General features: G+C 69.1%; 16 protein-coding genes. 3 read left to right on the top strand and 13 right to left on the bottom strand.

Annotated features, from left to right (window positions below; genetic code table 11):
* Positions 1 to 483 precede the first annotated feature (483 nt).
* A complete protein-coding gene (locus JQ639_RS27780; protein ID WP_249122819.1) occupies positions 484 to 1,176 on the top strand; it encodes a Crp/Fnr family transcriptional regulator in 693 nt (230 codons plus the stop codon).
* Between the two features lie 14 nt (positions 1,177 to 1,190).
* Here the strand turns inward: JQ639_RS27780 and JQ639_RS27775 are convergent, their stop codons facing one another.
* From JQ639_RS27775 to JQ639_RS27735, 9 genes are read right to left on the bottom strand one after another with little or no spacing between them, the layout of a single operon-like run.
* Positions 1,191 to 2,159, bottom strand: a complete 969-nt coding sequence (locus JQ639_RS27775; protein WP_211962513.1) for a HEAT repeat domain-containing protein — start codon at positions 2,157 to 2,159, stop codon at positions 1,191 to 1,193.
* Between the two features lie 11 nt (positions 2,160 to 2,170).
* Complete coding sequence (locus JQ639_RS27770; RefSeq protein ID WP_211962511.1) at positions 2,171 to 2,404, bottom strand: 4Fe-4S dicluster domain-containing protein; 234 nt, start codon at positions 2,402 to 2,404, stop codon at positions 2,171 to 2,173.
* Positions 2,405 to 2,418: 14 nt separating this feature from the next.
* Positions 2,419 to 4,155 carry a fumarate reductase/succinate dehydrogenase flavoprotein subunit gene (locus tag JQ639_RS27765; RefSeq protein WP_211962510.1) on the bottom strand — a complete coding sequence of 579 codons (1,737 nt, stop codon included), beginning with the start codon at positions 4,153 to 4,155 and terminating at the stop codon, positions 2,419 to 2,421.
* Positions 4,156 to 4,166: 11 nt separating this feature from the next.
* A complete protein-coding gene (locus JQ639_RS27760; protein WP_371744974.1) occupies positions 4,167 to 4,517 on the bottom strand; it encodes a DUF971 domain-containing protein in 351 nt (116 codons plus the stop codon).
* Positions 4,518 to 4,539: 22 nt separating this feature from the next.
* A complete protein-coding gene (locus JQ639_RS27755) occupies positions 4,540 to 5,358 on the bottom strand; it encodes an ABC transporter permease (protein ID WP_211962508.1) in 819 nt (272 codons plus the stop codon).
* 4 nt (positions 5,359 to 5,362) lie between these two features.
* Positions 5,363 to 6,169 (bottom strand): ABC transporter ATP-binding protein, encoded by an 807-nt coding sequence (locus JQ639_RS27750; RefSeq protein ID WP_349644647.1) that lies wholly within the window; start codon positions 6,167 to 6,169, stop codon positions 5,363 to 5,365.
* 12 nt (positions 6,170 to 6,181) lie between these two features.
* On the bottom strand, positions 6,182 to 7,171 hold the full coding sequence (locus JQ639_RS27745; RefSeq protein ID WP_349644646.1) for an ABC transporter substrate-binding protein: 990 nt from the start codon (positions 7,169 to 7,171) through the stop codon (positions 6,182 to 6,184).
* Positions 7,168 to 8,604, bottom strand: coding sequence for an allophanate hydrolase (gene atzF, locus JQ639_RS27740; RefSeq protein ID WP_211962507.1), 1,437 nt, complete (start codon positions 8,602 to 8,604; stop codon positions 7,168 to 7,170). Before atzF ends, JQ639_RS27745 begins: the two co-directional genes overlap by 4 nt.
* Positions 8,601 to 10,031 (bottom strand): amidase, encoded by a 1,431-nt coding sequence (locus JQ639_RS27735; protein WP_211962506.1) that lies wholly within the window; start codon positions 10,029 to 10,031, stop codon positions 8,601 to 8,603. Before JQ639_RS27735 ends, atzF begins: the two co-directional genes overlap by 4 nt.
* Here JQ639_RS27735 and JQ639_RS27730 point away from each other — a divergent pair.
* Both JQ639_RS27730 and JQ639_RS27725 read left to right on the top strand, forming a co-directional pair.
* Complete coding sequence (locus tag JQ639_RS27730; RefSeq protein ID WP_211962505.1) at positions 10,030 to 10,209, top strand: hypothetical protein; 180 nt, start codon at positions 10,030 to 10,032, stop codon at positions 10,207 to 10,209. The genes JQ639_RS27735 and JQ639_RS27730 overlap by 2 nt on opposite strands.
* Positions 10,210 to 10,284: 75 nt before the next feature.
* Positions 10,285 to 11,148: a class I SAM-dependent methyltransferase gene (locus JQ639_RS27725; RefSeq protein WP_211962504.1), complete on the top strand. Its 864-nt coding sequence runs from the start codon at positions 10,285 to 10,287 to the stop codon at positions 11,146 to 11,148.
* Positions 11,149 to 11,179: 31 nt separating this feature from the next.
* Here the strand turns inward: JQ639_RS27725 and JQ639_RS27720 are convergent, their stop codons facing one another.
* The 4 genes from JQ639_RS27720 to JQ639_RS27705 all read right to left on the bottom strand — a co-directional run bounded on the left by JQ639_RS27720 (position 11,180) and on the right by JQ639_RS27705 (position 25,873).
* Positions 11,180 to 23,287, bottom strand: a complete 12,108-nt coding sequence (locus JQ639_RS27720) for a filamentous hemagglutinin family protein (RefSeq protein ID WP_211962503.1) — start codon at positions 23,285 to 23,287, stop codon at positions 11,180 to 11,182.
* Positions 23,288 to 23,456: 169 nt separating this feature from the next.
* Positions 23,457 to 24,458 carry a FecR family protein gene (locus tag JQ639_RS27715; protein ID WP_211962502.1) on the bottom strand — a complete coding sequence of 334 codons (1,002 nt, stop codon included), beginning with the start codon at positions 24,456 to 24,458 and terminating at the stop codon, positions 23,457 to 23,459.
* Position 24,459: 1 nt separating this feature from the next.
* Complete coding sequence (locus JQ639_RS27710; RefSeq protein WP_211962501.1) at positions 24,460 to 25,077, bottom strand: RNA polymerase sigma factor; 618 nt, start codon at positions 25,075 to 25,077, stop codon at positions 24,460 to 24,462.
* Positions 25,078 to 25,213: 136 nt separating this feature from the next.
* Positions 25,214 to 25,873 (bottom strand): STN domain-containing protein, encoded by a 660-nt coding sequence (locus tag JQ639_RS27705; RefSeq protein ID WP_211962498.1) that lies wholly within the window; start codon positions 25,871 to 25,873, stop codon positions 25,214 to 25,216.
* Positions 25,874 to 25,898 lie beyond the last annotated feature (25 nt).

The raw sequence follows: 25,898 nt of genomic DNA, 5'->3' as shown, positions 1-25,898 counted from the left end.
TCCCCGTCACACATGCCGCCATTACCGCACGGCGGTCGCATCATCCCGCCGACACCGTAGCCCTGCGCCCCTGCCGCTGAAGCAATTAGTTGCACCCGCGCCGGCGACTGCGCGTCGGGCGTGCGCGATCCGCCGGATCGTCGTGCTGGCGGCGGAAAACAATCTTTCCCGACACGCGCATCGCACAGACGAAACGCCTTCACGCTCCGCGGTTTCATGCACGACTGTCCCAACTCGCGTTGCGGTGCGTCAAAGCAGTGGACTTCGGCGCAAGGCCATCCTTACTTTGCGGCGATGCGCCGCGCATCCGCAGCAGACATGGCGACGATGACCCAACTCAAACTTGCTTCCGACGCCTCCCTTGACGGCCCCGCGCCACCGGCCGCTTCGCCCTGCCGATCCGCCTGGGATGACGTTGCGGCGCCGGCGGCACGGACCACGCGCGGCCGCAGCGTCGCCGCACCGCGCAGCTCGGCGTTGTTCATGAGCGAAAGCATCGAGGGGCTGAATGTCGGTGCGCATTTCCTCGACCGCCTGTCGCCGCGGGAACGCGAGCAGTTGCTGGCGTCCGGCCGCACGCTCGCGGCACGCCAGAACGAGATGGTGTTCAACCAGGGCGACGCCCACGACGGCATCTTCATCATCACCCGCGGCCAGGTGCGGGTGTACTACACCGCGCCATCGGGCCGCGAGATCACGCTGGCCTACTGGACGCCGGGCCATTTCATCGGCGGGCCGGAGATCAGCGGCGGCGGCGTCCACATGTGGTCGGGCATCGCGATCGACGACTGCGAGGTCGTCGCACTGTCGGGCGCGGCGCTGCAGCGCGTGCTCCGCGAGATCCCGGCGTTCGCGCTGGCGCTGATCGACGGCCTCGTGGCCAAGGGAAAATGTTATTCATCGATGGCGCAGATGCTCGGCACCCGCTCGGTGATCGAGCGGCTGGCGCAGTATCTGCTCAATCTCGCCGAGCTCGAAGGCATCGCCGAAGGCGACACCGTGCTGCTCGGCCGCAAGACCACCCACGACCAGATCGCCGCCATGGTCGGCTCAACCCGTCAGTGGGTGACGATGATGCTCAAGCGCTTCCAGGCCAAGCGCATCATCGCCATTGAGGGCGGCGCGATCCGCATCCTGCGTATTGACCAGCTCGAAGCCATCCTGTTCAGGGACTGACCGCGGCCGGTCGTTTAACCGCCCGCGCTGTCGATCCGCCCAAGCGCCCACGCCGCCGTTTTGCGCACGTCGGGATCGCCGTCCTGCGCCCGGGCAGCCAGCGCAGCGGATGCGCGGGGATCGCCGATCTCGCCGAGCGCCGCAGCCGCCTCCTTGCGCAGCGACGGCAGGTCGTGATCGAGCAGCGCAACCAGCGCCACGACCGCCTCGCGCGCCCGCAGCTTGCCGAGGCTCTGCGCACTCTTCTGGCGCACCTGCCAGAACGCATCGCCGAGCGCGGCCACCAGCGGCGCGGCCGCCGACGGCGCACCGATGCGCCCGAGCGCTTCCGCTGCCGCCGCGCGCACCTCCCAGTCGGCGTCGTGCAGCGCCGCCGCGGCGCCGCGTGCCGCCTCCGCCGTTCGTGCGAAGCACAGCGCGTTGACCGCGGCGAGGCGCACCCGGGGGTTGGGATCGGCAACGGCGCCGATCAGCGCCGGCAGCGCCTCGTTCGGCTTGAGGTAGCCGATGACGCCGACCGCCTGCCCGCGCACCTCCGCATCCGCGTCGCCAAGCGCGGCGATCGCCGGCGCCAGCGCCGGCGGCGCGCGTAGGGCCTTCAACGCCCGGAAGGCGGCGGCGCGAACGAAGGCCTGCGGATGCGTCGCCAGCGGCAGCAGCGCCGCCGCGGCCTCCACGGCGCGCAGCTCCGCGAGGCTGCCGGCCGCGGCCTCCGCCACCTCGCGGTTGCCATCCAGCAGTCCGCGCGCCAGCGCCGCCGCGACGTCGGGGCCGTCGAACTCGCCGAGCGCCCGTGCCGCCTGCAGCCGCACCTCCGGCGCCGGATCGCCGATCGCTCCCGCGAGATGGGCGACCGCCTCCTCGCTTGAGGTTTCCGCCAGCGCGATGACCGCAAGGCGGCGAACAGACGCGTCGGGGCTGTCGAGATCCTCGGCGATCTCGGCGACGTCGCCGAACGCCTCGAAGGGATCTGGGCTCGCCATCTCGCTTCTCCTCAGCGCAGGAGGTAGGGAATGTTGACCGTCACCGCGCCGGTCGGGCAGTCGGTCTCGCAGGGCATGCAGTACCAGCACTCGTCGTACTTCATATAGGCCTTGCCGGTGAGATCGCTGATCCGCAGCACGTCGAGCGGGCAGACGTCGACGCAGACGGTACAGCCCTTGTCGGCGATGCATTTGGCATCGTCGACGACGACAGGCACGGTGGTGGGCGCATGGGCTAGCGGCATGGCGGCTCCTTCTGTCAGGCGGTCTGGCGGATGCGCTGGCGGTCGTAGGCGCCGCGCTCGGCCTCGTCGATCGGCACGATGTAGGGCGCGACCGCGCGTTTGCTTGCGGTCATGCGCCCGTCGACCTTGCGCACCAGGCTGTGGCAGAACCACTCGGCATCATTCTTGTCGGGATGGTCGACGCGGTGGTGATAAAGCCCCCAGCGGCTCTCGGTGCGGTACAGCGAGGCGAACGCCGCCATGTCGGCGCAGTCGAGGATCGACGACACCTCCAGCGCGCGCATCAGCTCGTGGGCGTCGCGCGCGACCACCGCGGTGTCGAGGTCGTCGCGCGCTTCCGCGAACCGCGCCTGCCCGAGCTGCATCCGCGCCGTCACCTTGGGCGGTTGCAGGTAGTCGTTGACCAGACGGCGCACCTTGTATTCGAGCTGGTTCGGCGGAATGCCGTCGTCGCGCCGGGTCGGCGCCAGCACCCGCGCCTGCTCGCGCACGACGTCGTCGTGGTCATAGGCCGGCAGGTCGATGTCGGCGGCATGGTCGGCGGCGTGCTCGCCGGCCACCGCGCCGTTGGTGAAGGCGCCCAGCATGTAGTTGTGCGGCACGCTCGCCATGTCGCCGGCGGCGTAGAGGCCGGGCACCGTGGTGCGGGCGAATTCGTCGACGAACACGCCGGACGCGCTGTGGCCCGAGCACAGCCCGATCTCCGAGATATGCATCTCGATCATCTGCGCCCGATAGTCGGTGCCGCGGTTGTCATGGAAGCGGCCGCGGCTCGGCCGCTCGACCTTGTGCAGCACCGCCTCGATCTGGCCGATGGTGTCGCTGTGCAGATGGTTGAGCTTGAGAAATACCGGCCCCTTGCCCGACTGCAGCTCGTTGTAGAACTCCTGCATCATCTGGCCGGACCAGTAGTCGCACTCGATGAAGCGGCGGCCTTCGCTGTTGGCGGTGTAGGCGCCGAAGGGGCCGGCGACATAGGCACAGGCCGGACCGTTGTAGTCCTTGATCAGCGGGTTGATCTGGAAGCACTCGAGGTTGGCGAGCGCCGCGCCCGCGTGATAGGCCATGGCATAGCCGTCGCCGGAGTTGGTGGCGTTCTCGTAGGTGCCCCAGAGATAGCCCGAATGCGGCAGGCCGAGCCGCCCGGCGGCACCCGCGCACAGGATCACCGCCTTCGCCCGCAGCACCAAGATCTCGGCCGTGCGGGTGTTTACCGCGATGGCGCCGGCGATGCGGCCGTCGGCGGCGGTCAGCAGCCGCGTCGCCATGAAACGGTTGGAGATCAGCACCCGCTCGCGGCGCAGCTGGCGGTACAGCGCCTTCTTGATGGTGTCGCCGTTCGGCATCGGCAGCACATAGGAGCCGAGATGGTGCACCTTCTTGACGTCGAAGTCGCCGTTCTCGGTCTTCTGGAACTTGATGCCGAAGCTGTCCAACTCCTGGATCATGTCGAAGCAGCGCGAGGCGTATTTGTAGACCGCCGCCTGGTCGACGATGCCATCGTTGGCGATGGTGATTTCCTTGGTGTACTGCTCGGGCGTCGCATAGCCCGGCACGACGGCGTTGTTCAGCCCGTCCATGCCCATCGCGATGGCGCCAGAGCGTTTGACGTTGGCCTTCTCCAGCAGCACGACGCGCGCCGCCGGATTGCGGCGCCTGGCCTTGTAGGCGGCCATCGGCCCGGCGGTTCCGCCACCGATCACCAGCACGTCGCACTCGACCTCCGAGATGCCGTCCTGAATCTCGTCCATGTTGCTTTCCTTCACGCCGCCTCGAGGCCCGCCAGCGCGCGCAGGTAGGACCAGGGATAGATGCCGCGGTTGTGCCCATCGGAGAACACCAGCCGCAGTGCGTAATTGCCGATCGGCTCCGCCAGTTCGACGCGAAGGTCCTCGGGCAGGTGCAGCTCGATGCCCTCGGCCTGCCGCCGGATCTCGCTCGCCGCCCGGCTGGCACGGCGCAGCGCCTGTGCGTCGAGGCGGCCGGTGCCGTCCGGCCAGGTCAGCACCAGCGTGGTGCCGGGGTCGTCCAGTGTGATGTCGCTCGGCTCCATGGGGATCTCTCCGTTGACGTCGTCGTTGTTGTAGGGCGCGCCCTGCGCGGAGGCGCGCAATAAATTGCTTCCCGAGGCACGATCAGCGGGCGCGTGGCGCGCCGGCCGTCTCGTCACCGTCGCGGCGGCGCGGCGCCCGCTCGACGCCGTACCAGGGCAGCAGCGCGCGCACCGCGCGCTCGAACAGGACATCGGCGCCGAACCCCATCAGGCCGAGCACCGCGAGGCCGACAAACATGTGGTCGACCCGAAACACCTGCTGCGACATCTGGATGAGATAGCCGACGCCGTAGGCCGCCCCCGCCAGTTCCGCCGCGACCAGCACCACCAGCGCCACCGACAGCCCGACACGCAGCCCGGCGATGATGAACGGCAGCGCGCCGGGCAGGACGACGAACACGACGTTGCGCCATCCCCTGGCGCCGAGGCTCGCCGCCGCGCGTCCAAGCAGCGGGCTGGCGTCGCGTACGCCCAGATAGGTGTTGACCCACACCGGGAAGAACACGCCCCACGCCACCAGGAAGATTTTTGATGTCTCGCCGATGCCGAACCAGAAGATCGCCAGCGGCACGAAGGCCAGTGAAGGCACCGCGCGGAACATCTGCACCAGCGGGTTGATGGCGCCATGCAGCAGCGGCAGCCGCGCCATGGCGGTGCCGAGCGCGACGGCAAGCGCAGCGCCGGCGGCAAAGCCTGCCGCCGCGCGCAGCACACTGGCGCCGAGATGGCGCAGCAGCTCGCCGCTCGCCAGCAGATCCCACGCCGAGGTCAGGATCATGCTGGGCGCCGGCAGCATCACGGCGTTGACAAGGCCGCTGCGGCTCAGTGCCTCCCAGGCGACAAAGAACGCCGAAGTGCCGAGGATGCCGGCCACGGCCGACCGGTCGATGCGTGCCGCCATCGCCCTACTCCGCCGCCTCAAGCCCGATGGCCCGCGCGACGCGTGCGTACAGCGCATTGAACGCCGGCGATGTCCGGCGTCGCGGATAGGGCAGATCGACGGTGATGTCCTCGGCGATGCGGCCGGGATGGGCCGACATCACCACGAGGCGCGTGCCGAGGCTGATGGCCTCCGCGATATTGTGGGTCACGAACAGGATGGTCTGGGCCTCATGTGCCCTGATGTCGATCAGCTTGGACTGCAGGGAACTGCGCGTCATGGCATCGAGCGCCGCGAACGGCTCGTCCATCAAGAGCAGCGCCGGCCGCGTCGCCAGCGCCCGCGCGATGGCGACGCGCTGCTTCATGCCGCCGGACAGCTCCGACGGATAGCGTCCGCCGGCCTCCGGCAATCCGACGAGGTCGAGAAGACGATGAGCTGTCTCGCGGCGCTCCCGCGCCGGCCGTCCCGCCATGCGCAGGCCGAACGCGACATTGGCCTCGGCCGTCAGCCAGGGAAACAGCGAATAGTCCTGGAACACGACACCACGCTCGGCACTGGGACCATCGATCGCCCGCCCGTCGATGCGCACCGTGCCGTGGGACGGCGCGACGAAGCCGGCGAGAATGTTCAGCAGCGTGGTCTTGCCGCAGCCGCTGGGGCCGAGCACGCAGACGAACTCGCCCCGTGCGACACGGAGCGACACGCGATCGAGCGCCGTGGTCTCGCCACGGCCCGAGGCATAGACATGCCCGACCTCGACGCAGGAAATGAGCGGCGGCTCGGACACCGGCGATGATGCGCGGGCCGCCTGCTGGGAGGTGCCGTGCACGTCAAGCCTCGCCTAGTTGCCGCGTGCGCGCTCGAACAGGTCCTGCACCACGACGGTGTCGAAGTCAGGGACCTTGGCGTCGGGCCGCACCAGCTTGTTCTCGACCGCCCAGGCGGCCTGCCGCTTGAGCTCGGCGACCAGCGCCGGCTTGTCGAGCGCGAGGCGAAAGTTCGCCCGCGGCCAGAACGCCCGCGCCACCGCCGGGTCGAGCTTGATCCGCTCGGCCGTCAGCGCCGCCGCCGCGTCGGGATCCCGGCGAATGATGTCGTCGGCCTCGATCAGGGCTTTGAGCGCCTTCACCAGCAGATCGGGCTTGCTGTCGATGGTCGACTGCAGGGTGATGATGCTCGAATAGGTGGAATAGAGCCCCGGCGAGCGAATGACGTGGAAGCGGTCCGGGCCCTGCGCCAGCGCCTGCGACAGGTGCGGCTCGGTCCAGATGAAGGCGTCGATGGCGCCGCCCGACAGGCTGGAGACGAAGTCGCCGGGATTGAGACTGACCGGCGTGATGTCGGACAGCGTCAGGCCTTCCGACGCCAGCAGCTTGAGCAGGTAGTAGTGGGCGTTGGTGCCCTGGGAATAGCCGATGCGGCGGCCCTTGATATCCCCGGCCGTCTTAATCGCATTGATGGCGACGAGGTCGAACGGCTCATGCCTGTTCAGCGTGCCGATGATCCGCACCGGCAGGCCGTTGAGCGCAGCGAACACCACCGGCGTCTCCGCCGCGGTGCCGATGACGACGCCGCCACCGACCAGCGCGTCGAGCACGAGCCGGCCGCTGGCGAACGTCGTGGCCTTGGGGGTGAGGCCCTGCTTCTGCCATGTCTTGTCGTGATCGGCGACGAAGAACTGCGCCCAGCCGAGCGCGATGCCCTCGCCGATGGTGATGTCCTGCGCGCGGGAGGGCGTCGCCGCCCCGACCATCGCGACGGCCATCGCCAGCGCAACCCCGATGCGCCGGACATTCGCCCGCAGGCCTGCGGTCCGCTTGCTGCTGGTCACGTCGTTGTCTCCTCTTGTCGATGGGAAGGTGCTGCCGCGTCGGCGGCCGCGACGGCGCGCGCTCCGAGCGGCAGGTTCTGGTGGCGATGGAAGCGCTCGGCGAGCGCCGCCGCGTCAAGATCGGCGAACGCTGGCGTGATCAGGCTGATGCCCTGCGGCACCCCATTCGGCAGGAAGCCCGCGGGCACCGCGACCGCGGCGAGATCCGCGAGGTTGACGAAATTGGTGTAGGTGCCGAGCCGGAAGTTCAACGTGATGGGATCGGCCGCAAGCTCCGCGATGGTGTAGGCCGTGCCCGTGGTGGGCACTGCCAAGACGTCGATGTCCAGCCACAGCCCGTCGATCTCGCGCTTGAGCAGATTGAGACGCTGCTGGGCGGCGAATACCTGCGCGCCGGAGATGCCCGCCCCGCCGCGCAGGATGTCGCGGGTGACCGGCAGGATCGCCTCCGGCTGCGCGTCGACGAACGACTGCAGCGCGCCATAGCGCTCGGCGAGCCAGGGCCCCTGGAACAGCAGGTCGTTGATCTCGAGGAACGGGCTGTAGTCGACGTCCACCCGCGTGCCGCCGAGCGCCTCCAGGCGGCGCACCGCGGCATCGAACAGCGCGGCCGCATCGGCATTGCCGAAGAAATCGAGCTGGTCCGCCCTCGGCACGCCGAAACGAAAGGTGTCGCCGAGCTGCCGCGGCGCCAGCGTCGCCTGCCGCGCGAACGGATCGCGCGCATCGAAGCCACGGATCACCTCGAACGCGGCCTGGGCGTCCGGCACGGTCAGCGCGAACACCGACAGCGTCTCGATCGACCGACAGGCGGCGACGTTGCCGACACCGCTGACGAGGCCGCGGGTCGGCTTCAGCCCGACCACGTTGTTGAGCGCCGCCGGCACCCGCCCGGAGCCACCGGTGTCGGTGCCGAGTGCCAGGCTGACCAGCCCGGCCGCGACGGAAACCGCGGCGCCCGAACTCGAACCACCGGGGATGAAACGCGCATCGAACGGATTACGTGCCACGCCATGGGGCGAGCGCACGCCGACGAGCCCGGTGGCGAACTGGTCCATGTTGGTCTTGCCGATGAAGATCGCACCCGCATCGCGCAATCGCCCGACCGCCGGATTGTTCTCCGTCGGCACGTAGGCGAAGCCGGGACAGGCCGAACTCGTCGGCACGCCGGCGACGTCGGTGCAGTCCTTGACGCTGAACGGCACGCCCCACAGCGGCAGGCTCGCGCGCGCCAGCGCCGGCAGTGCCTCGAGCGCACGGGCACGGGCGCGGACCGCGTCACGCGAGGCGAGGCTGACCCACACCGCGTCGTCACCGCGCCGGGTGATGGTGTCGAAGATCGTTTCGACCAGCGCCGTCGGCGTCAGCGTGCCATCGGCGTAAGCCGCGCGCAGGCTCGGCAGGTCGAGATGCAGCGGAACGGTCGCGGTCATCGCGGCTCACCGGGGCGGGCAAAGGGACGCGCGATTTCGAAGGCACGCGCCGCGCGCAGCACGGTGGCATCGGCGAACCTGGCGCCGACGATCTGCAGGCCAACCGGCAGGCCCTCGGGCGTCAGCCCGACCGGCACCGAGGCCGCCGGCTGCTGGGTGAGGTTGAAGGGATAGGTGAAGGGCGAGCGGATCGGGCGGCGGACGAGATCGGCCTGCGTCGCGTCGATCGCCGAGGCCGGGTGCGCCGTGGTCGGCGTGATCAACAGGTCCCAGGTCTGGTGAAACTGGTTGAAATGCCGGCCGAGCGCCTCGCGGGCGTCGACCGCGCGCAGATACGCCACGACATCGATCGCCTGCCCGCGTGCCGCGACCTCCTGCAGGCCCGCTTCCACCAGCCCACGGCGCTCCGGCGCGAAGGAGGCGAGCAGCTTGGCCGCCCCCGCCGCCCACAGCGTGTCGAAGATCGGAAACGGATCGTCGATGCCGGGATCGACCAACTCGACCGTGGCGCCGAGATCGGCGAACACCCGCGCGCCGTCGGCCACCAGCCGCTCGACCTGCGGATTGACCTGCGCATAGCCGAGCGCCGGGCTGAAGGCGATGCGCAGCCCCTTGACGCCCTGCTCCAGCCCGTCGTCGAGCGCGGTGGCCGATGGCGGCAGCGCGTGCCAGTCGCGCGCGTCGGGCCGCGCGATGACATTGAGCAGCACGGCGGCATCGCGCACCGAGCGCGTCAGCGGCGTGACATGATAGAGCGTGCCGTTCTGCGATGGCGGATAGACCGGCACGCGGCCGAAGCTCGGCTTGAAGCCGAACACGCCGCTGTGCGCCGCCGGCAGGCGGGTCGAGCCGCCGCCGTCGGTCGCGACATGCAGCGGCCCGAAGTCGAACGCCGCCGCGGCCGCGGCACCGCCGCTGCTGCCGCCGGGCGTATGCGCCGTGTTCCAGGGATTGCGGGTGATGCCGGTGAGCGGGCTGTCGCCGAGCCCTTTCCAGCCGAATTCGGAGGTCGTGGTCTTGCCGAGCAGCACCGCGCCGTCCTCGCGCAGCCGCGCGGCGGCCGGCGCATCCTCGTCCCAGGCCTGCGCCGGATCGACGGCGCGGCTGCCGCGCAGCGTCGGCCAGCCCTTGGCGAGAATGAGATCCTTCAGCGTCACCGGCACGCCGTCGAGCGCACCGAGCGGCGTGCCGCGCCGCCAGCGCTGCTCCGACTGCCGCGCCGCCTCCAGCGCGGTCTCCGGATCGAACACCGCGAACGCGTTGACCTTCGGATCGAGCCGCCGCACGCGGTCGATCACCGCCTGCGTCACCTCGACCGGCGAGAAACGTCCGGCGCGATAGCCGGCGACAAGCTCCAGCGCCGACAGCCGCGCCAGGTCGTCCGCCGCTGCGGGCGCCGTGATGGTGGATGATGATGGTGTCGGCATGTCGCGTCCCCTCGCCTGCATGATGAGCGTGGCTACGGCGCGCCTTCGACGGAATGCAGCAATTAATTGCGGCCGCCAGGGGCGCAGGCCTGAAAAGCAACAGATCGCCTGCGGCGACGACATCCATGAGAATAAATCTCTCGACGTCACCGCGCGTGCCGCGCAGGATGCAACCTGACAAATGATCCGTCGCCGTGCCGCCGCGCCTGCGTCGCGCCACCGCAGCGAACGGACAGCCCACAGGGAGAACGCCATGACGTCATCGTCCCCGACTCCGGCCCCGATCGACCAGCTGGCGTTCTGGAACGGCGAGGCGGGCCGGCAGTGGACCGATTTCCAGGACACGCTCGACACCACCTTCGCGCCGGTGCTGCAGCACATGCTGGAGCGCGCGACGGTGCGGCCGGGCGAACGCGTCATCGACGTCGGCTGTGGCTGCGGCGCCTATTCCGTCGTGCTGGCGAAGGCCGTCGGCGCGTCCGGCGAGGTGCTCGGCATCGACATCTCCAGCGAGATGCTGGCGCGCGCCCGCGCGCGCATCCCGACCGGGGCGCCGCTGAGCTATCTCGAGGCAGACGCCGCGTCGCATCGCTTCGCGGCTGGCCATTTCGACGTGCTGGTGTCCCGTTTCGGCGTAATGTTCTTCGCCGATCCGGTGGCGGCGTTCACCAACCTCGCCACGGCGCTACGGCCCGGCGGCCGCGTCGCGTTCGCCTGCTGGCGACAGCCGCGGGACAATCCCTACTTCATGCTGCCGCTGCAGCAGGCCTACAAGCACGTGCCGAAACTGCCGGAGATGAAGCCCGACGATCCCGGCCCGTTCGCATTCGCTGCGCGCGAGCGCGTCGAGCACATCCTCAATGCCGCCGGCTTCGGCGCGATCGCGCTCGAACCGTTCGACACGCCGCTGGACCTCGCCGGAGGACAGGGCCTCGACCACGCTGTCGCTGTCGCGCTGTCGATCGGCCCCGCGGGGCGGGCGCTCGAAGGCCAGCCGCCGGAGAAGGCCGCGGCCACCGCGCAGTCGATCCGCGAGGCACTCGGCCCGTTCCATCACGGCGACCGCGTCGACCTGCCCGCCGCGATCTGGATCGTCACCGCGGTAAAGCCGGCCTGACACGCACGCCGAACCGCCGCCCCCCGCGCGCTCAGCGCGCGGCGAGATTGCGACGCTCCTCCGGCGTCAGCTTCTTCTGCTCGTCCGCGGTGAGTGCGCCGGCACCGACATACTGCACCGACCCCGACGGATCGTAGAAGCTCTGCTGGTCGGGGCGCTTGCGGCGCGCATCGCCGTTGTCGCCGGCGCCATCGCCACCGCCGCCATAGCCCAGCACCTCGACCATGATGATGGAGGCAACATCGCGGTTGCCCTGCTGCGGCGGCGTCGCCTGCTGGGTCGCCGCGCTGGTGTTGCCGGCGGCGGTCAGCGCCGCGGTCGGCGGGCCCTGGACGGTGGGAATGCCGCTCGCCGTGCCCTTCACCTCGATGTTCGCGGCATTGACGATCTGCAGCGCCGCGAGGTTGACGTTGCCGGAGACGCGGATACCAGCCTCGCCCGCGTCGATGGTACCGAGCGGGGCGATCAGGTCGACGTCGCCCGGCGGCACGCCGGCCAGCAGCTTGAGCGTGGCGATGCCGGCGCCACTACCAGGCGCCGTCAGGGACACCGTAACGTTGCCATAGGCATCGGTGATGCGCTGCGGCACGGTATAGATGGTCGAGGTCTTGGCGCCACGGCCGGCGTTGATGTCGCCCTGCGCCGACCAGGCGAGGATGTTGCCGCCGAACATCGTCATGATGCGGCTCTGGCCGAGCAGGATGCTGCCGAGCGAATAGATGTCGATGTCGCTGTTGGCGGCCGCCGTAACGAGGCCGGCATCGGCGCCCGGCGACAGGCCTTCGGTGCCGAGGATCACCTGGCCGCCCGGTGCCAGCAGTTGCACGCTGCCGCCCTTGTCCGTGTGCACGGAGCCGGAGACGATGGTCTTTCCGAGGCTGTCCAGCGTGCTGTACATGGTGATGTTGCCGGCAAAGTTCGTCGGCTGACCACCGGCGCCAGCGGTGGGGAACAGCGCCGCGATCGCTTCGCGGCCACGCAGATAACTATGGAAGCGCGGCCCGCTCTGATCGTTGTACTCGCGCGCGCCGGCCGTCAATTCTGCGTAGTAGACCTGGCGCAGGAAGATCCGCTGCTGATCACCGGGCAACGACCGGAAGTAGGCCAGCGCCCCCTTCGGGTCGCCGCTGTAGCCGAAACGCGACTGCAGCCAGTTGGCGAGATCTTGGTCATACGTCCTGGCGACCTTGCCCGGCTGGGCCGCGAGCGAACCATTGCCGGCGAGATTGGCCGGATCGAGATAGAGACTGGCAAAACCATCCCAGTTCACCTGACCGATGCCGGGCACGCCGGTGCCGACACCGGACTGCAATACGACGCCGGCGCCCGGCGTCTTGTCGCCGCCGATGAGCGAGCCGATGCTCTCGACGCTCGCGCGCGAGCCCTGCAGGATGTCCTTGCCCGCAGTCAGCTCGAGCGTGCCCGGCCCCGCAATTTGCAGACCCGCCACGCTCGTCCCGGAACTGAGATTGTTGACGCCGGCATAGATCAAGCTGCCGCCCGCGGCGACCACGGACACATCCGTCGTCGCCTGGTGCATGATCATGCCCTGAAGGTTGACGATGTCGCCCGAAGCGAGAATCTGCACCGGCTTCGCCGCGCGATAGTAGCTGGTGACCCCGGTGGCCTGCGACCCGATGGTGTAGACCTCGCCGTAGTTGAGGTTCAGGATGTCTCCGCCCATCGCATAGATGCGGGAGATCGCGCCAGCGCTCGCCGCACTGGTGTCGGTCACGGTGTTGGGACCGAACGCGAACAGCGGCATGCTGCCACTGTCAGTGGCAAGATTGACGCCCAGCATCCCGTCCGGAAGGGTGCTGCTCAGGCTCCATATGTTGGTCGCGGACACGTTCGAGAGATTGTAGTTGTTTGCCGCGAACCGCAGCCAGGCCGGATTGGCCGGCGTCGCCATGCTGGAAAGCGACGTCGACAGCGGACCGAACGACGAGATCGCGTTGGGAGCCTCGACCACCATACCGGCCGCCAGCAACGTGAGCTCGCCGAGCGGCGACGGCATCATGAAGCTGGAGCCGCCTGTCGCCGGAGCCAGATAGATATTGCCACGCGCCGCAGTGGCATCCAGGATCGCCGGCAGCACAGTCGTGGTGGTCATCCCGACGCCGCCAAATCCCTGGTTCGGGGACAGCGGCGTCAGGTCGCCGCCGGCGGCGAACAGGTCCACTGCCGTGCGGTCGGTCCACAGCGTGAACCAGGTCGAGCCTTGCTGTCCGCCCGCGTCGGTGTTCTGGCGCTGGGAGGCGCGACCGGCGTCGTCGATGGTCTCCATGACGAGACTGCCGCGCGTCCGCACGGCGACCGTACCGTCGCCGGGCACGAAAGAGCCGCCCGCCACAGTAGGACCGCCGAACCTCACGGCAACACCATAGGGCACCAGCGGATTGAGCAGGCGCGGGTCGTTATAGCCGTCGTAGCCGAAATTCGTCACTACTGACGTGCCGAAATTGCCGGCAAGCACCGTGGTGTCACCACGCAGGTCGATAAACGCATTGCCGCCGGCGCCGATGTTGCGCCCCGCCATCACGCTCAGCGTGCCGCCGCCAGTCACCATCGGCACGCCGTTGGCCACCCGGCCCGTGCTGCCGACGGCTGCGACGATGCCGGCATTGGCGCCGCCAATGTCCCGGCCGGCGATCAGCGTGACGTTACCGCCCCCGAGCGCGCCGATGCCGGAGAAGACCGCAAAGCCCAGCGTGGGCGCGCCGCCATTCGACGGAACGTCGGCGACGTAGCTGCCGAAATTGATGCCCCAGGCTGTTCCCTGGCCGAGCGCATCACCGCCCTGGCGCCACAACCAGTTGCCGGGTGACGCCCCACCGGGCGCGAGTGTCCCGGCGATATCGCCTTGCGCCATGACCAGCACATCACCGCCGCCATCGGTGTAGTTGAGCCGCTGTGGATTGACCGTCGTCTCATAGGCGGCGTTGGCCTGGCCGAGATAACTGCCGTTGGGCAGGCGCGCGCGCGGCGCCTCATAGGCCGGATCGGCGATCGCACTGCCAGCGGTGTAGACGCCATAGGGCGACATCTGCTGGTAGCTGCCGCCGGCGAGAATCTCGAGGCTCCCCGTTCCGGTGCGCACGACGCTGACGCCGGCGCTTGGATTTCCCGAGCCCGCCAAATTCACATTGAAGGGATCGTTGAGCACGACATTGCCGATGCCCGCAAGGCTGGAAGCGGCCTGCAGCGCGCGCGTGTCCGCGCTCGCGAGATCGGCGCCGCCGACCAGCCGCATCGACCACGATTGGGACCCCGGCGCCAGCATGGCCGATATCGCCCATACCTGCCGATTGCCAGGCCCGGTAATCGACACGCCCGTCGTATCCGCGGGCACCACGGTTCCAACCGGCAGCACCGTATTCTGTGCGAACGTGTAGCCGTTGAAAACGGTAAGAGGCTTCCCGGCCGGAATAACGACACTCTTGATTGTGATGACGCCTGTCAAATACGCCGAGAAATAGGTTTTGGCGGCAATTCTGGCACCTGCCGGAATGCCGGTCAGACCGGCCTGAGCGAATGTCTGGCCGGACGACACGAGCACGCTGCCGTCGGCGGCATAGATCGTGCCGTAAACAATGCGGCTGCGAGCCGCGACCGGCAAATTGAAAGTATTTATCAAAGTGATGTCGACAGGCAGGGCACTCGCATTCAGCGGGCTCGTCGCGGCGCTGAAGACGATTCTGGTATCCTCCTCAATGGTCAATGGCATGTTGATTGTTGCGTTCCGTGGAATGGACGCGCCTGCCGCGATAACCACACCGCCGCTCATGACCGTATAGGCCGACGTCAGCGTGCCCGAGGCAAGCACCGTCAGCGCATCCGGAGACGCTGGCGGCGTCGCAAAGCCGTCGTTGATGCTGCCATTGATCTTGAGATTGCCCGCGGCACGCAGCACCAGCGCGCCCGGCTCGCCGGCGCCGAAGGTCGGCGAGGAGCGATCGCGGTTCGCGTTCGGCCCATAGCGATAACCGGCGAGATCGAGATCGCCGGAGGTCGACAGCGTGCCGCTGGCGCTGATCTCGACACCGGGCCGTAAATGGAACGCGCTGTTGCCGCGGCCATCCGTCACCTGCGTGAGGCCGCCGAGGCTGGTCTGAAGCGCAGCGTTGAGCTGCCCTGCCGCGACATTGCCGTTGTAGACAGCGGTGATGAAAGCCTGGCTTTGTGTGTCGATCTGTTTGAGGCCGATCGCGTCGGTCGGCGACACCGGCGTGGCGCCGCCATTGTCCTGCACCACGGTGCCGTTGGCGCCCGCCGGCTGGTAGGTCCAATAGGCATTCAGCGCCACGCTCTGCGCGCCGCGAATGTTCAGCGTCTGACCTGCCTGGATGTTGACGGTGCCGCTGGTCTCGCCGGTGCGCGGAACATTGAGGGCGATCTGGCCGTAACTGGTGGAATTGTTCGGATCCGTCACGCGAACGTCGATGGTCGAGCCATTGTCGAGCTTCAACACGCCCTGGCTCGTGGTCAGCTCCACCATCGCACGATTCGACGCCGCGATCGGCTGGCCGTAGCTGTCGACATGCAGTTGCGTGCCATGGGCGTCGAGTACGGCGGACGAGCTGAGCTCCAGCGTGTCACGCGCCGACAAACGGATGCTGCCCGGCGTGACGCCGCTGGCGTTGATGGTGCCGTTGACGGTCAGGCTGCCGGCATCCACGGCGATGGTGACCGCATGAGCCACTACCTCGTTGCCGACGACGAGATCGCCCTGCTTGAGGTCGAAGCTGCGCGACTTGAGGAAGCCGGCGGCCGTGAGCTTGCGGTTGAGCGCGGCGAAATCGCCGAGGCTCTGCGCCGCGACGGTGAAGCTGCCGCCGAGATAGCCGCCGCTGGCCGCGCCGTTGAGCGTGCCGTTCAAAGCGACGACGCCCTGCCCCGCGCCGGTGGCGGCCGCCGTGATCGAGCCAGCGTCGTTGTTGGCGGCGGAGACGTCGATGACCGAGGCGCCGCTCTGCACGATGTTGCCCGCCGCGCTGGTCATCACCAGGTCGCCGCCCCAGCTGTACTTGGTGACGTCGTTGAAGACGATGCTGCGGCCAGCGAGATCGACATGCGCGCGGTCGCCGAGGATCACGTCATGGGTGGCAGCGAGCGTCAGCTTGCCGCTCGGCAACGCCACGGCCGTGTCCAGCAGCACGCTGTCGCCCGACAGCGCGATGGTGCCGCCGAGGTCGTTGACACCAGCCGTCGCCGCCCCCGCCATACCCGCCGGCGCCGCAACCTGCACGGCACCGCCGGCCTTGTAGCTGATCGACGCGCCGCTTGCTGCGGTGAGCAGCGGCGTCGTCAGCACGAGATTGCCGCCGGTCAGCGTCCCGCCCGTTCCCTGCGACCGGGCGACCGACAGGGTCCCCGTGCTGTTGGCAGTGATCTGCGTCGCGGCGTTGAAGGTCACGGTCGAGAAGCCGAGCGCGATACGGTCGAGGGACGCGCCGTCGGTCGGTCGGCTGTTGGCGTCGTAGCCAAACAGGATCTGGTTGGCGTAGATCGCAAGCTGCCCGGCGCCGGTACCGGCCCCGCCCGGCAGCACCGCGCCAGGCGCCTTGCTGCCGTAAGGAGCACCGCTCAGACCCGAGCCACCGTTGCCGGTGCGGATGCCGTTCCAGACGAAACTGTCGGCGCGGATTGAGGTGACGTCGCCGACGCCGCCAAGGCCATAGATCGCCGGCGTGTTCAGCACGAGACTCAACGGCTGCCCGCCGCGACCACTGGCGTCGAGCGAAACATTGCCGAAAACGCTCAGCGCATTGCCGGCCGTGAGAGTCAGTTGCTCGAGCACCGGCGCGCCCGGCGTCGTGGATGGACGCAGCAATGTATTGAGCGCCTCCTGGCTCAGCGTCCAGCCCGGCTGCAGCACGCCCGCCGCCTGGGCGGCCGCGAGCGAATTGGCATCGCCGATGTTGATCTGGCTCTGCGTCACCGTGAGGTAGCGTGCGCCGAAATTGACATTGTTCATCGTCAACGCGCCCGGCGTGGCGAGCACGACGCTGCCGTCGGTGAGCAGCGACGCGCCGCTTGCGATCGAAATCGAGGCGTTGCCGACCACCGGCAGGAAGTTGAGCCAGCCGTTGGCCACCGCGAGGACCGCGGAGCCTGAGGTCACCGACGCCTCGCTGGTCACGTTGCCGTAGAGATAGCCGAGGCGCGAGTCGGCAACCGTGCCGGCCATGCCACGCGTATCGATGACGGCGCCGCCCGAGACGTTGACGCTGTCGCCGATGGCATAGACCTGCGCCGCCCGGAGCACCGCGCCGTCGAGGATGTTCACGGTGCCGTAGCCGGAGAACGCGACGCGGTTGCCGGTGCCGCTGCCAAGGTCGACATAGTAGGTCGCAGCGCCGCCGATGAACAGCGCGCCGGCATTGAACGCGTCGAGATCCGCCGCAGCCACCGTGGTGTGCCCCGCCACCGGCGTCGCCCCGGGGCCGACGATGTCGAGCGTGACGCTCGGCGCCGACGACGTCACCGTCAGGCTGCCCGAGATGCCGTCACCGACACCGCCGAACAGCGCCGTGCCGGCAAAGCTCAGGGCCGGACCGTTGCTGCCGCTGCCGAGATTGAGTTGCAGTACCTTGCCGTCCTCGGGCAGGCGCAGCCGCACCTGGCTGAGCAGCGCGGCCTGGCTGCGGGCGAAGTCGCTGTAGCTCGTCTCGTTGTACTGCGAATAGTGCCGCACCGTCGCGCCGGAAGTCAGCAACAACTGGGTCGGCAAGGCATTGCGGATGCCTGTGTTGGCGATACCGAGGATGCCGGTCGTGACATAGGAGCCGTTCGGAAGCCCAATGGTGCCGATCGGCGCCGTGGTGGTGCTGCCGACCTCGACGCGGAAGGCGCCGGGCAGCAGCGTGTAGCTGGACGGCAGCAGGGTGTAGGTGCCCGCGGCAAGGCCGGGTACGCCATTGCCGATGGCCACCTGCTGGCCGATCGCTGGATCGCCGGCGCCATTGCTGGCGATCGACGGCGCGTAGGCCGAGGCATAGCCCGGCAACAGCGCATAGACCTTGTTGCCGGCGGCGGAGTACGTATTCGCCGGGTTGGCGTTGACCAGCGCTGTCTTCAGCACGTCGACCGAACCACCGCGACCGGAGATGAAGCCGGCGCCGGCGAGATTGCCACCACCCGACAGATCGAGAACCGACCCGGGCTCGCCGACCAGCGATGTCGCGGTGATCGCGACGCCGGTCGGCAACATGTTGTTGGACTGGAACAGCACGAACGTCGAACTGACGTCGTTCAGCGTGCCGCTGGCGCCCTGGTAGGTGATGCCGTCGGTGGTGCCGCCGAATGGCATCACGAGTCCATTGGCACTCGCTGACGTGATGCTGCCGCTGCGCAGGATGACGGTCGATGCTTTGGGGGTGGCCGCGTTCCCGCCCGAGATGCCGTTGAAGGAGACGATGCCGAGCGGCGCGCGCACGATGCCGCCCTGATCGATGGTCGGCGCGATCAAGGCCAGCTGTCCGAACACGGAGGCCGGCAGCGCCGGCACGGTGCCGTTGCCGCGAATGACCAACGATGCCGTCGGGTCGAACGAGATGGGCGTCGATCCGAGGCTCCCCACAATGCCCGCGTTCACGACGGCCAGAGCGCCGCTGAGCGGATAGAGCTGCGCCGCCCCGAGCGCTACATTCCCCCCGACCCAGACCCTGCTGGTCGCAAAGCGGATGTCTCCGGCGCTCTGCATGGCGACGCTGCCGAAACCCATGGCATCGAACACAGGGGACGGCGCGGCTGTGTTGGCGTCAAGATAACCACTGCCCTGCGAACCGTGCGTTCCACTGAAGCGCAGCTCGCCGGCGATGTCGATCAGATCGGCCGACACGGACAGCTGGCTGCCGTTGCGCTGCAATCCGACCTGGAGCGTGTTGTTGAGGCTCGGGGTATAGGCCTGCGCGCCTGCCTGCCGCTCGACCCAGCCATTGAAACTCACGTAGGGAGCCGCAAGCTTGATATTGATGTTCGGTGTCGCACCGGCGACCGTGAAAATGCCCCCGGAGAAGGCGAGGCTGCGCGCAAGCGACAGCGCCACGTCGCCCTGGAACACAAAGAGATCACTGGCGCGCAGCGACAGCGAGCCGAAACCGCCGGCCGCCACCTGGTCGGCGCTGAGGACAGCGGTTCCGAATTGCAGGGCCGGATCGCTGCCGCCGGGCAGCAGCGTCCCCGCGAGCCCGCTCGGCTGGCGATGCTGGACGATGGTGATGTTGCGCAGCGTCTGCAGCGCGGCTGGAATGGAGGCCATGCCATCGGGCGCCTTCGAGTTCGGCGTCCCTACCGTGTAGGATCGGCTGACCAGATCGAGACTGAGACTGCCGCCGGACGCGCCGGCGCCGCCCGCCGCGGCGCGGATGTCGCCGTCGAGGTACATGCCGCTGTTGGAGGCGAGCGTGATCGCACCGCCATTGCTCGCCACCAGCGTCGGCTGCGACGCCATGCGCGGTGACTGCCCCGCGGCGAGATCGATCCACGCCGAGGTGCCGGAGGCATCGACCACGGCCCCCGGGCGGATGACGATGAACGCGTCGGTCGCCTGATCGTTCACGGCGGTGCCGCGGATGACGATATTGCCGCCGTCCTTCACGACGCCGAAATTGCGTCCCTGCGCATCCTGCGCCGCCTGCGCATAGCCGGACGCGTCGAGCACGGCATCGCTGCCGATCCAGATCGAACGCGTCAGGCCGAAGGTGCCGTTACCACCGGCGACCTGCGCCTGTCCCGGCAGGTCGATCAGGCTGTTGAGGGTGATCTGACCGCTGCGCGCGGTGATGCGGCCGTCGAGGGTGGTCTGGCCGTTGGCGAGGATCGTGACGCTGCTGCCGGGATCGACCGTGATGGATGCGCCCGCCTGCAGGGTGAAGTCCGACAGGCTCGCCAGCGTCAGGCTGGCACCGGGGCGCTGGATCAGGCGGGCATGAAGCATGTCCGCCATGAATTGCGGCTGGGCGACGACATCGGCGGCCGCTGCCGGGTCGCTGCCGCTCGGCAGCAGGGCCGCGACGCTGTTGAAGCGATAGGTCGGGACAATCGGTGCGACCTGGGTGCCGCTGGTGACGACGACGCTCTGCCCAGTGACGCTGTACTGGGTGAAGCCGGAGGCGAACAACACAGGATCGATCACCAGCGTGCCGGGTGACGGCGCGACACCGCTGCCGATGACGACCTGCTGCCCCGCCGCGAGCGTCAGGCTGCCGCCGCCGTTGAAGCCATAGGCGCGCAAGCTGCCGTCGAGCACCAGCGGTGCGGTGCGGTTGATCGCGAAATAGTCGGCGCTGCCGAGATGGGAATAGTCGTTGGTGATCAGGCTGACACTGCCGCCGCTGCCGCCCTGGAGCTGGCCGTTTGGCAGAGCGCCACCTCCCGACGACACGTCGACAAGGCTGCCCTTCGCCAGCGCGATGCTGCCGGTGGTCGACACGGTGAGGCTGCCGCCGTTGGTGAAAGCGAGATCACCGCTGTCGCTGGGATCGGCGGCCGCATCGACCCACAGCCCGCGCAGGTCGATGGTGGCGCCGGAAGCGAGCGTCACCGACGGCACGGCACTGCCGCTGGTCAACGCCCACCATTGAACCGCCTGGCCAGCCCCCAGCACACCGTGCATCAGGTTGCCGAGCGTGACGCTGCCGCCGCGAGCCGTGACGTCGGCGTTGAGCGCGATCGACGGCGCGGCGAAGGTGATCTGGCCACCCGGCGTCAGCGACAGCGCCTGGTCGACGGTAATCCTGTTGGTGGTCGCGACATTGAGGCCACCGAGATTGTCGTTGATCGGCGCAACGTCGAACCAGGCGGTGTTCTGGCGCTGTGTCGGCAGCACGTCGCTCGTATTGAGACCGCTGGTGATCGGCGCCACTGCGCCGAACTTGACGTCGGTATTGTAGGCGCCGACAAGGCCGAAGCCGTTGTACTGGCCGAGCGCCAGCGTGCCGGCAAGCGGGGCCGTCGTCTGCGTCAGCTTGTAGCCGTCGGTGACGCCGGCCGGGCGCGCGCCGATCTGGCGCTGGCTGCGGATGACGTCGGCGAGGATCGTGCCCTCGAACACCGCGGTCGGCGCCGACAGGATCAACTGGCCGGCATCGCGGCCGACGGTGTAGCCGTCCTGCCAGATGCTGCGGCCGATACCCAACGGACTGGCATAGATCTCCGTCAGTGCGGGATCGAGCTTGCCGCCCTGCTTGTGCTGCACCACGAAGCCGGTGACCACCGCGCTGTAGGTCAGGTTCGATGGCGCGGTGTTGACATTGTAGACGCGGCCGTCGCTGCCGAGCACGTAGCTCTGCTGCATGAAGCCGCCCTGATAGCTCACCGAACCGCCGGAGATGTTGAAGGTCGAGCCCTGCTGCGCCACGACCTCCGGCGCCGCGAGGGTGATGCTGCCGCCGACCGCGCTCCACTCGCCGATGGTATGGGTGGTGTTGCCGACATAGCCGGAAACCTCGAGCAGGCCGCCGGACGTATAATAACGGTCGCTGGCGTAGCCGCCGGTGCCGGCGGGCACCAGAGTCAGGCTGCGCGCGTCGATCCAGACGTTCTGGCTGAACAGCGCGCCGCTGTCGCGGTTCTGCGGCGAGTCGCGCAACTCGTTGCCCTGGATGTTGACCTGGATGGCGTTGGCGCTCATCGGCAGCACGACACCCAGCACGCCGGAGACATCGAGGGTGGCGCCGTTCTCGGTGAAAACGCGCTTGCCGGCGGACACGGCGATCTGGCCGCCCTGCGCCATGGTCTGCGAGCCGCCGCGGAAATCGACAAGACCGCCGCTGACGATCTCGATCCGCGACTGGTCCCGGCGATCGGCGAGGATCGAGAGATTGTCGAACTGGCCGGCGGCGAGCGCGTTGGCGCCCGACGCCGCGATCAGCGCGTCGCGCCGCGAGTTGAGCGCGGTTTCCGTCGACGACAGCTCGGGCGTGACCAGCGTCGTGCTGTTGCCGGTCAGTGTGACGCTGCCGGCGGCGTCGCTTGCGGAGTTCAGCAGATGAATGGTGCCACGCTGGTTGACCGAGGTCGTCGACAGCAGCACGCCGTCCTGTGTCAGGGTACGGCCGGCCAGCGTGATGTCGCCCTGCTGCGCGAAGATCATGCCACTGTTGGTGACAACGCCACCCGCACTGCCGGCATAGAGCACCGGGGCAACCTCGTTGCCGTTGGTCGTCGAAAACTGGTTGGTGTTGGTGCCGTAGCCCGGACGCAGGATAAAATCGTCACCGCCGGCAAGCAACGCCTGTCCGCGCGGCGTGGTGATGGTGCCGGCATTACTGACAGAGTTTCCGAGCAGCGCGACAAAGCCGCCGCCCGTGGTCGCATCGGCCGGCGGATTGGTGGTGATCAGTGCGCCGCTCTCGACGACAATGCCGCCGCCCGCCGCGGTGAAGCTCGGCAGGTAGGTGTTGCCGTTCTGCGCCGAGTAGATACCGCGGCTGAGGAACTGCTGGTCGGTGATACCGGCGGTGGACGCGATTAGCGAGCCGACATTGATCTGGCTGGCGCCGCCGAAGATGATGCCGTTCTGGTTGATCACCAGCACCTGCCCCGGCGCATTGATCTGGCCAAGGATGACGCTCGGCCCGTTATTGCCGATGACGCGGTTCAGCGCCGTCCATGTCGAGGACTGCTGGTTGAAGTTGACCGTGGTCTGCGCACCGACATTGAAGCTCTGCCAGGTCAGGATCGCCTGCGCCTGGGTCTGGTTGATGGTCACGGTCGTGCTGCTGCCGCTCGTGCCCTGCACCGGCGCGCCGGCGCCGGTCCACGTGCCACCGGGCGCGGCCTGCAGGCCACCGGCGCCAAGGCCGTTGGGCACTGCGATCTGCGGCAGCGTGGTGGAGCGCTGCGCCGCGGTGGCTGCGACGCGCGCCGCCGCCTGGGCGCCCTGCATCGCCTGGATCGCCTGGATCGAGCGCTGCATCGCGCTCTGGCTCTGCTGGGCCGCGGCCGCCGCCTGCTGCGCCGCCATGCCCGCCGCATCCATCGTATATGCCGTCGGCGGCACGCCGACGCCGCCGCCGAGTTGCGCGGCCGGCGCATGATCGATGCCCGCCACGAGCAGCGCCAGAAGGCTGGTGCCCGCCAGCAGGCCGGCGCGGCGCAGGGACATGGCGGACAGGCAGGTGCGGCGGGACATCACGAACTCTCTCGATCGGCGAAAGCCCGGATGGCCGCGACCGCTCCGGGCGTCGGGCATGCCCCGACCGTCCATGGACGACCGGGCTCCGACCGAGCGGAAATGAAAATCGCGGATTCTTTTTTCGCTGGATGTCGTCAAACTGTCGCAAGGACAGCAGCGCTGGCGGTCAGGTCAGCACCACGAATCCGCCGCCGAGCGGCGTGACGCGGGCGCCGAACGCCTCGCGAAACTGGGTCAGCACCGCATCGAGCCGTGCCAACTTGAAGCGCGCGGTGATCCGCCGTTCGCCGAGCGCGGTGTTCATCAGCACGATGCGCCCGGGACGATAGCGGTTGACCTCCTCGATCACCCGCGCCAGTGGCTCGTCCTGGAAGATCAGCAGGCCGTCGCGCCAGCCGGCGACGATCTCCGGATTGACCGCCGCGATCTGGCTGAGATCGCCGCCTGCGTAGACGATCTGCTGGCCGGCGCCGATGACGGCGCGCCGCGCCGCGCACGTCACCTCGACCTGCCCGGCGAGACCGGTGACGCGCACCTGCGCGCCGTTGCAGCGCACGGTGAACTGCGCCTCGCTCGCCGAGATGCGCCCGGCAGCGGCGCGCACCACCACCGGCCGCGCATAGGCCGACACCGCCGCCTCGCCGCTGATCAGCTCGACCGTGTCGGCGCCGCCGACATTGAGGCTGGTACGGGTGTTCATCTCGATCGCGGCGGCATCCGCGACCGCGACGCGGCGCTGCTCGCCGGTGCCGGTGTGATAGTCGGCCGCGAGCGCATCGAGCGAGGGCCACATCTCCAGCGGCGGACGCACCAGCGCGACGCCGGCGACAGCCGCGGCCGATGCCGCGAGCGCCCCGCCGAGGAAGGCGCGACGGCCGAGCACCGCACGCGCCGGTCGCGACACCCGCGGTGCCGCTGTCGCCGGCGCGAGCGCGCGCAGCGGCGCCTCGATCTGGCCCCACAGCCGGCACGCCTGCGCATAGGCCCTGTCGTGGGCGGCGCTGCGCGCGCGCCACTGCGCGAGGGCCTGCAGGTCGGCGGTCGTCACGCTTCCCGTCGCCAGATGCACCACCCAGTCCTTGGCCTCGCGGCGCACGGCGTCGTCCGGCGCTTCGCGCGCCGGGCCTGCCGATCCGTGCTGTTCGTCCATGGTCATGATCGGGGCCATCTCACGCGTCTCCGTCCCCAGCGGACGGACCGGCGCGCCGGGAATCGGAAGTCCGATCACCAGGCGCCTTCTCTATAGACGTTTCAGAGGCCCCCAACAGGAACCCCTCTGTCGCATTTTCTTCAAGCTCGGCCTCGCAATAATCGAGCGCGCGCCGCAGCTCGATGCGCACCATGCGCGGCGAGATGCCGTAACGGTCAGCGATCTCCTGCTGCGGCCGCCCTTCCAGCCGCGCCGCGATCAGGATGTCGCGGGTCCGCGGCGGCAGCGCCGCAAGCGCCCGGCGCAGGGCGTCGAGCTGCTGGCGCGCCTCGACCTCGCGCGCCGGATCGGGCGCGGGATCGGCAATCTCGAGCGCGGCGGTGACGTCGGCGCGGCGGGCACGGCGGCTCTCGGCCCGGCGATGATCGGTCGCGACATTGACCGCCATGCGCATGACATAGCCGGTCGGGCTGTCGACCGTGCCGGCGTCGTTCGGCCGGTTGAGCCGCAGCCAGGTCTCGTTGAGGCTTTCGCGGGCAAGCTCTTCGGAGCCGAGGCGGCGCGTCAGCCGCGCCTTCAGCTCGTCGTAGCGCTCGCTGATGAGGTCACGCAGCGCCGCCCAGCTCGTTGGTCCCATCGGAGTGACTGCGTTTCGAACGGCCGCCCACCATCCGGCCGCCGCGCGACGCCTGTCGCCGGGCGCACCACGCGGGCCGGAATTGTGAAGGGCTTGTAACGGGCAAATGTAACAGATCGACTACACCGGCATCCGCCTACCCGCACTCCGGCCGCGCGCCGCCCGCGCGCGGGCCGATGACAAGAGTGACAGGCTGGCCGAGGCCCTGCGGCGGCGCACCGACCACCGTTCCCGGCAGCAGGCGCTGCAACGCCGCGTCACGCCGCACGTCGCCGGTCGAACTCAGCAGCGCCGCGCGCGCAATCGCGCCGGCCGGCGTGATCCACAGCTGCAGCGCGGCACGATAGGCGCCCGGGCGCGTCTCCTCAGCGCCGCACAGTGCGCCGAGCACAGCCCCCTGCAACGCGCCGAGAAAACGCGGATCCGGCGGCGGCGCAGCGGGCGTCGCCGCCTCGCGCCGTTCGGCGAACAGCGTGATGGCGTCGGTATCGGTGCGGCGCCCGACCAGTCCGCTGCCGGCAAGCAACTGCGCCAGCGCGGCCTCCGGCGTCATCCGCCCTTTCACGGCAGCCGAGCGGCGGCCTGCGGCCAGGGCACTCTCATACAGCACCTGCAAACCGCTCGCCGCCGCATAGGCGTTGAGGGCGCGGGCGAGATCCTCGGCGGGAATGTCGTAGTCGATCACCGCTGGCGCCGGCGCGGTCTGCGCCACGGCTGCGAGCGGCATTGTCGCCAGAAGCAGCGCGACGAGTGCCGCGCGCCATGCCCGCGAACGCAACAGCGCCCACGCCGTCATGCGCCCGTCACTTCGTTTGCGGCGA

Source organism: Bradyrhizobium sp. U87765 SZCCT0048 (assembly GCF_018131225.1).
In the GTDB taxonomy this organism is placed as follows: Bacteria; Pseudomonadota; Alphaproteobacteria; order Rhizobiales; family Xanthobacteraceae; genus Bradyrhizobium_A.
Note: the sequence above shows the minus strand (reverse complement) of the source record. Positions and strands in the feature narration are given on the sequence as shown.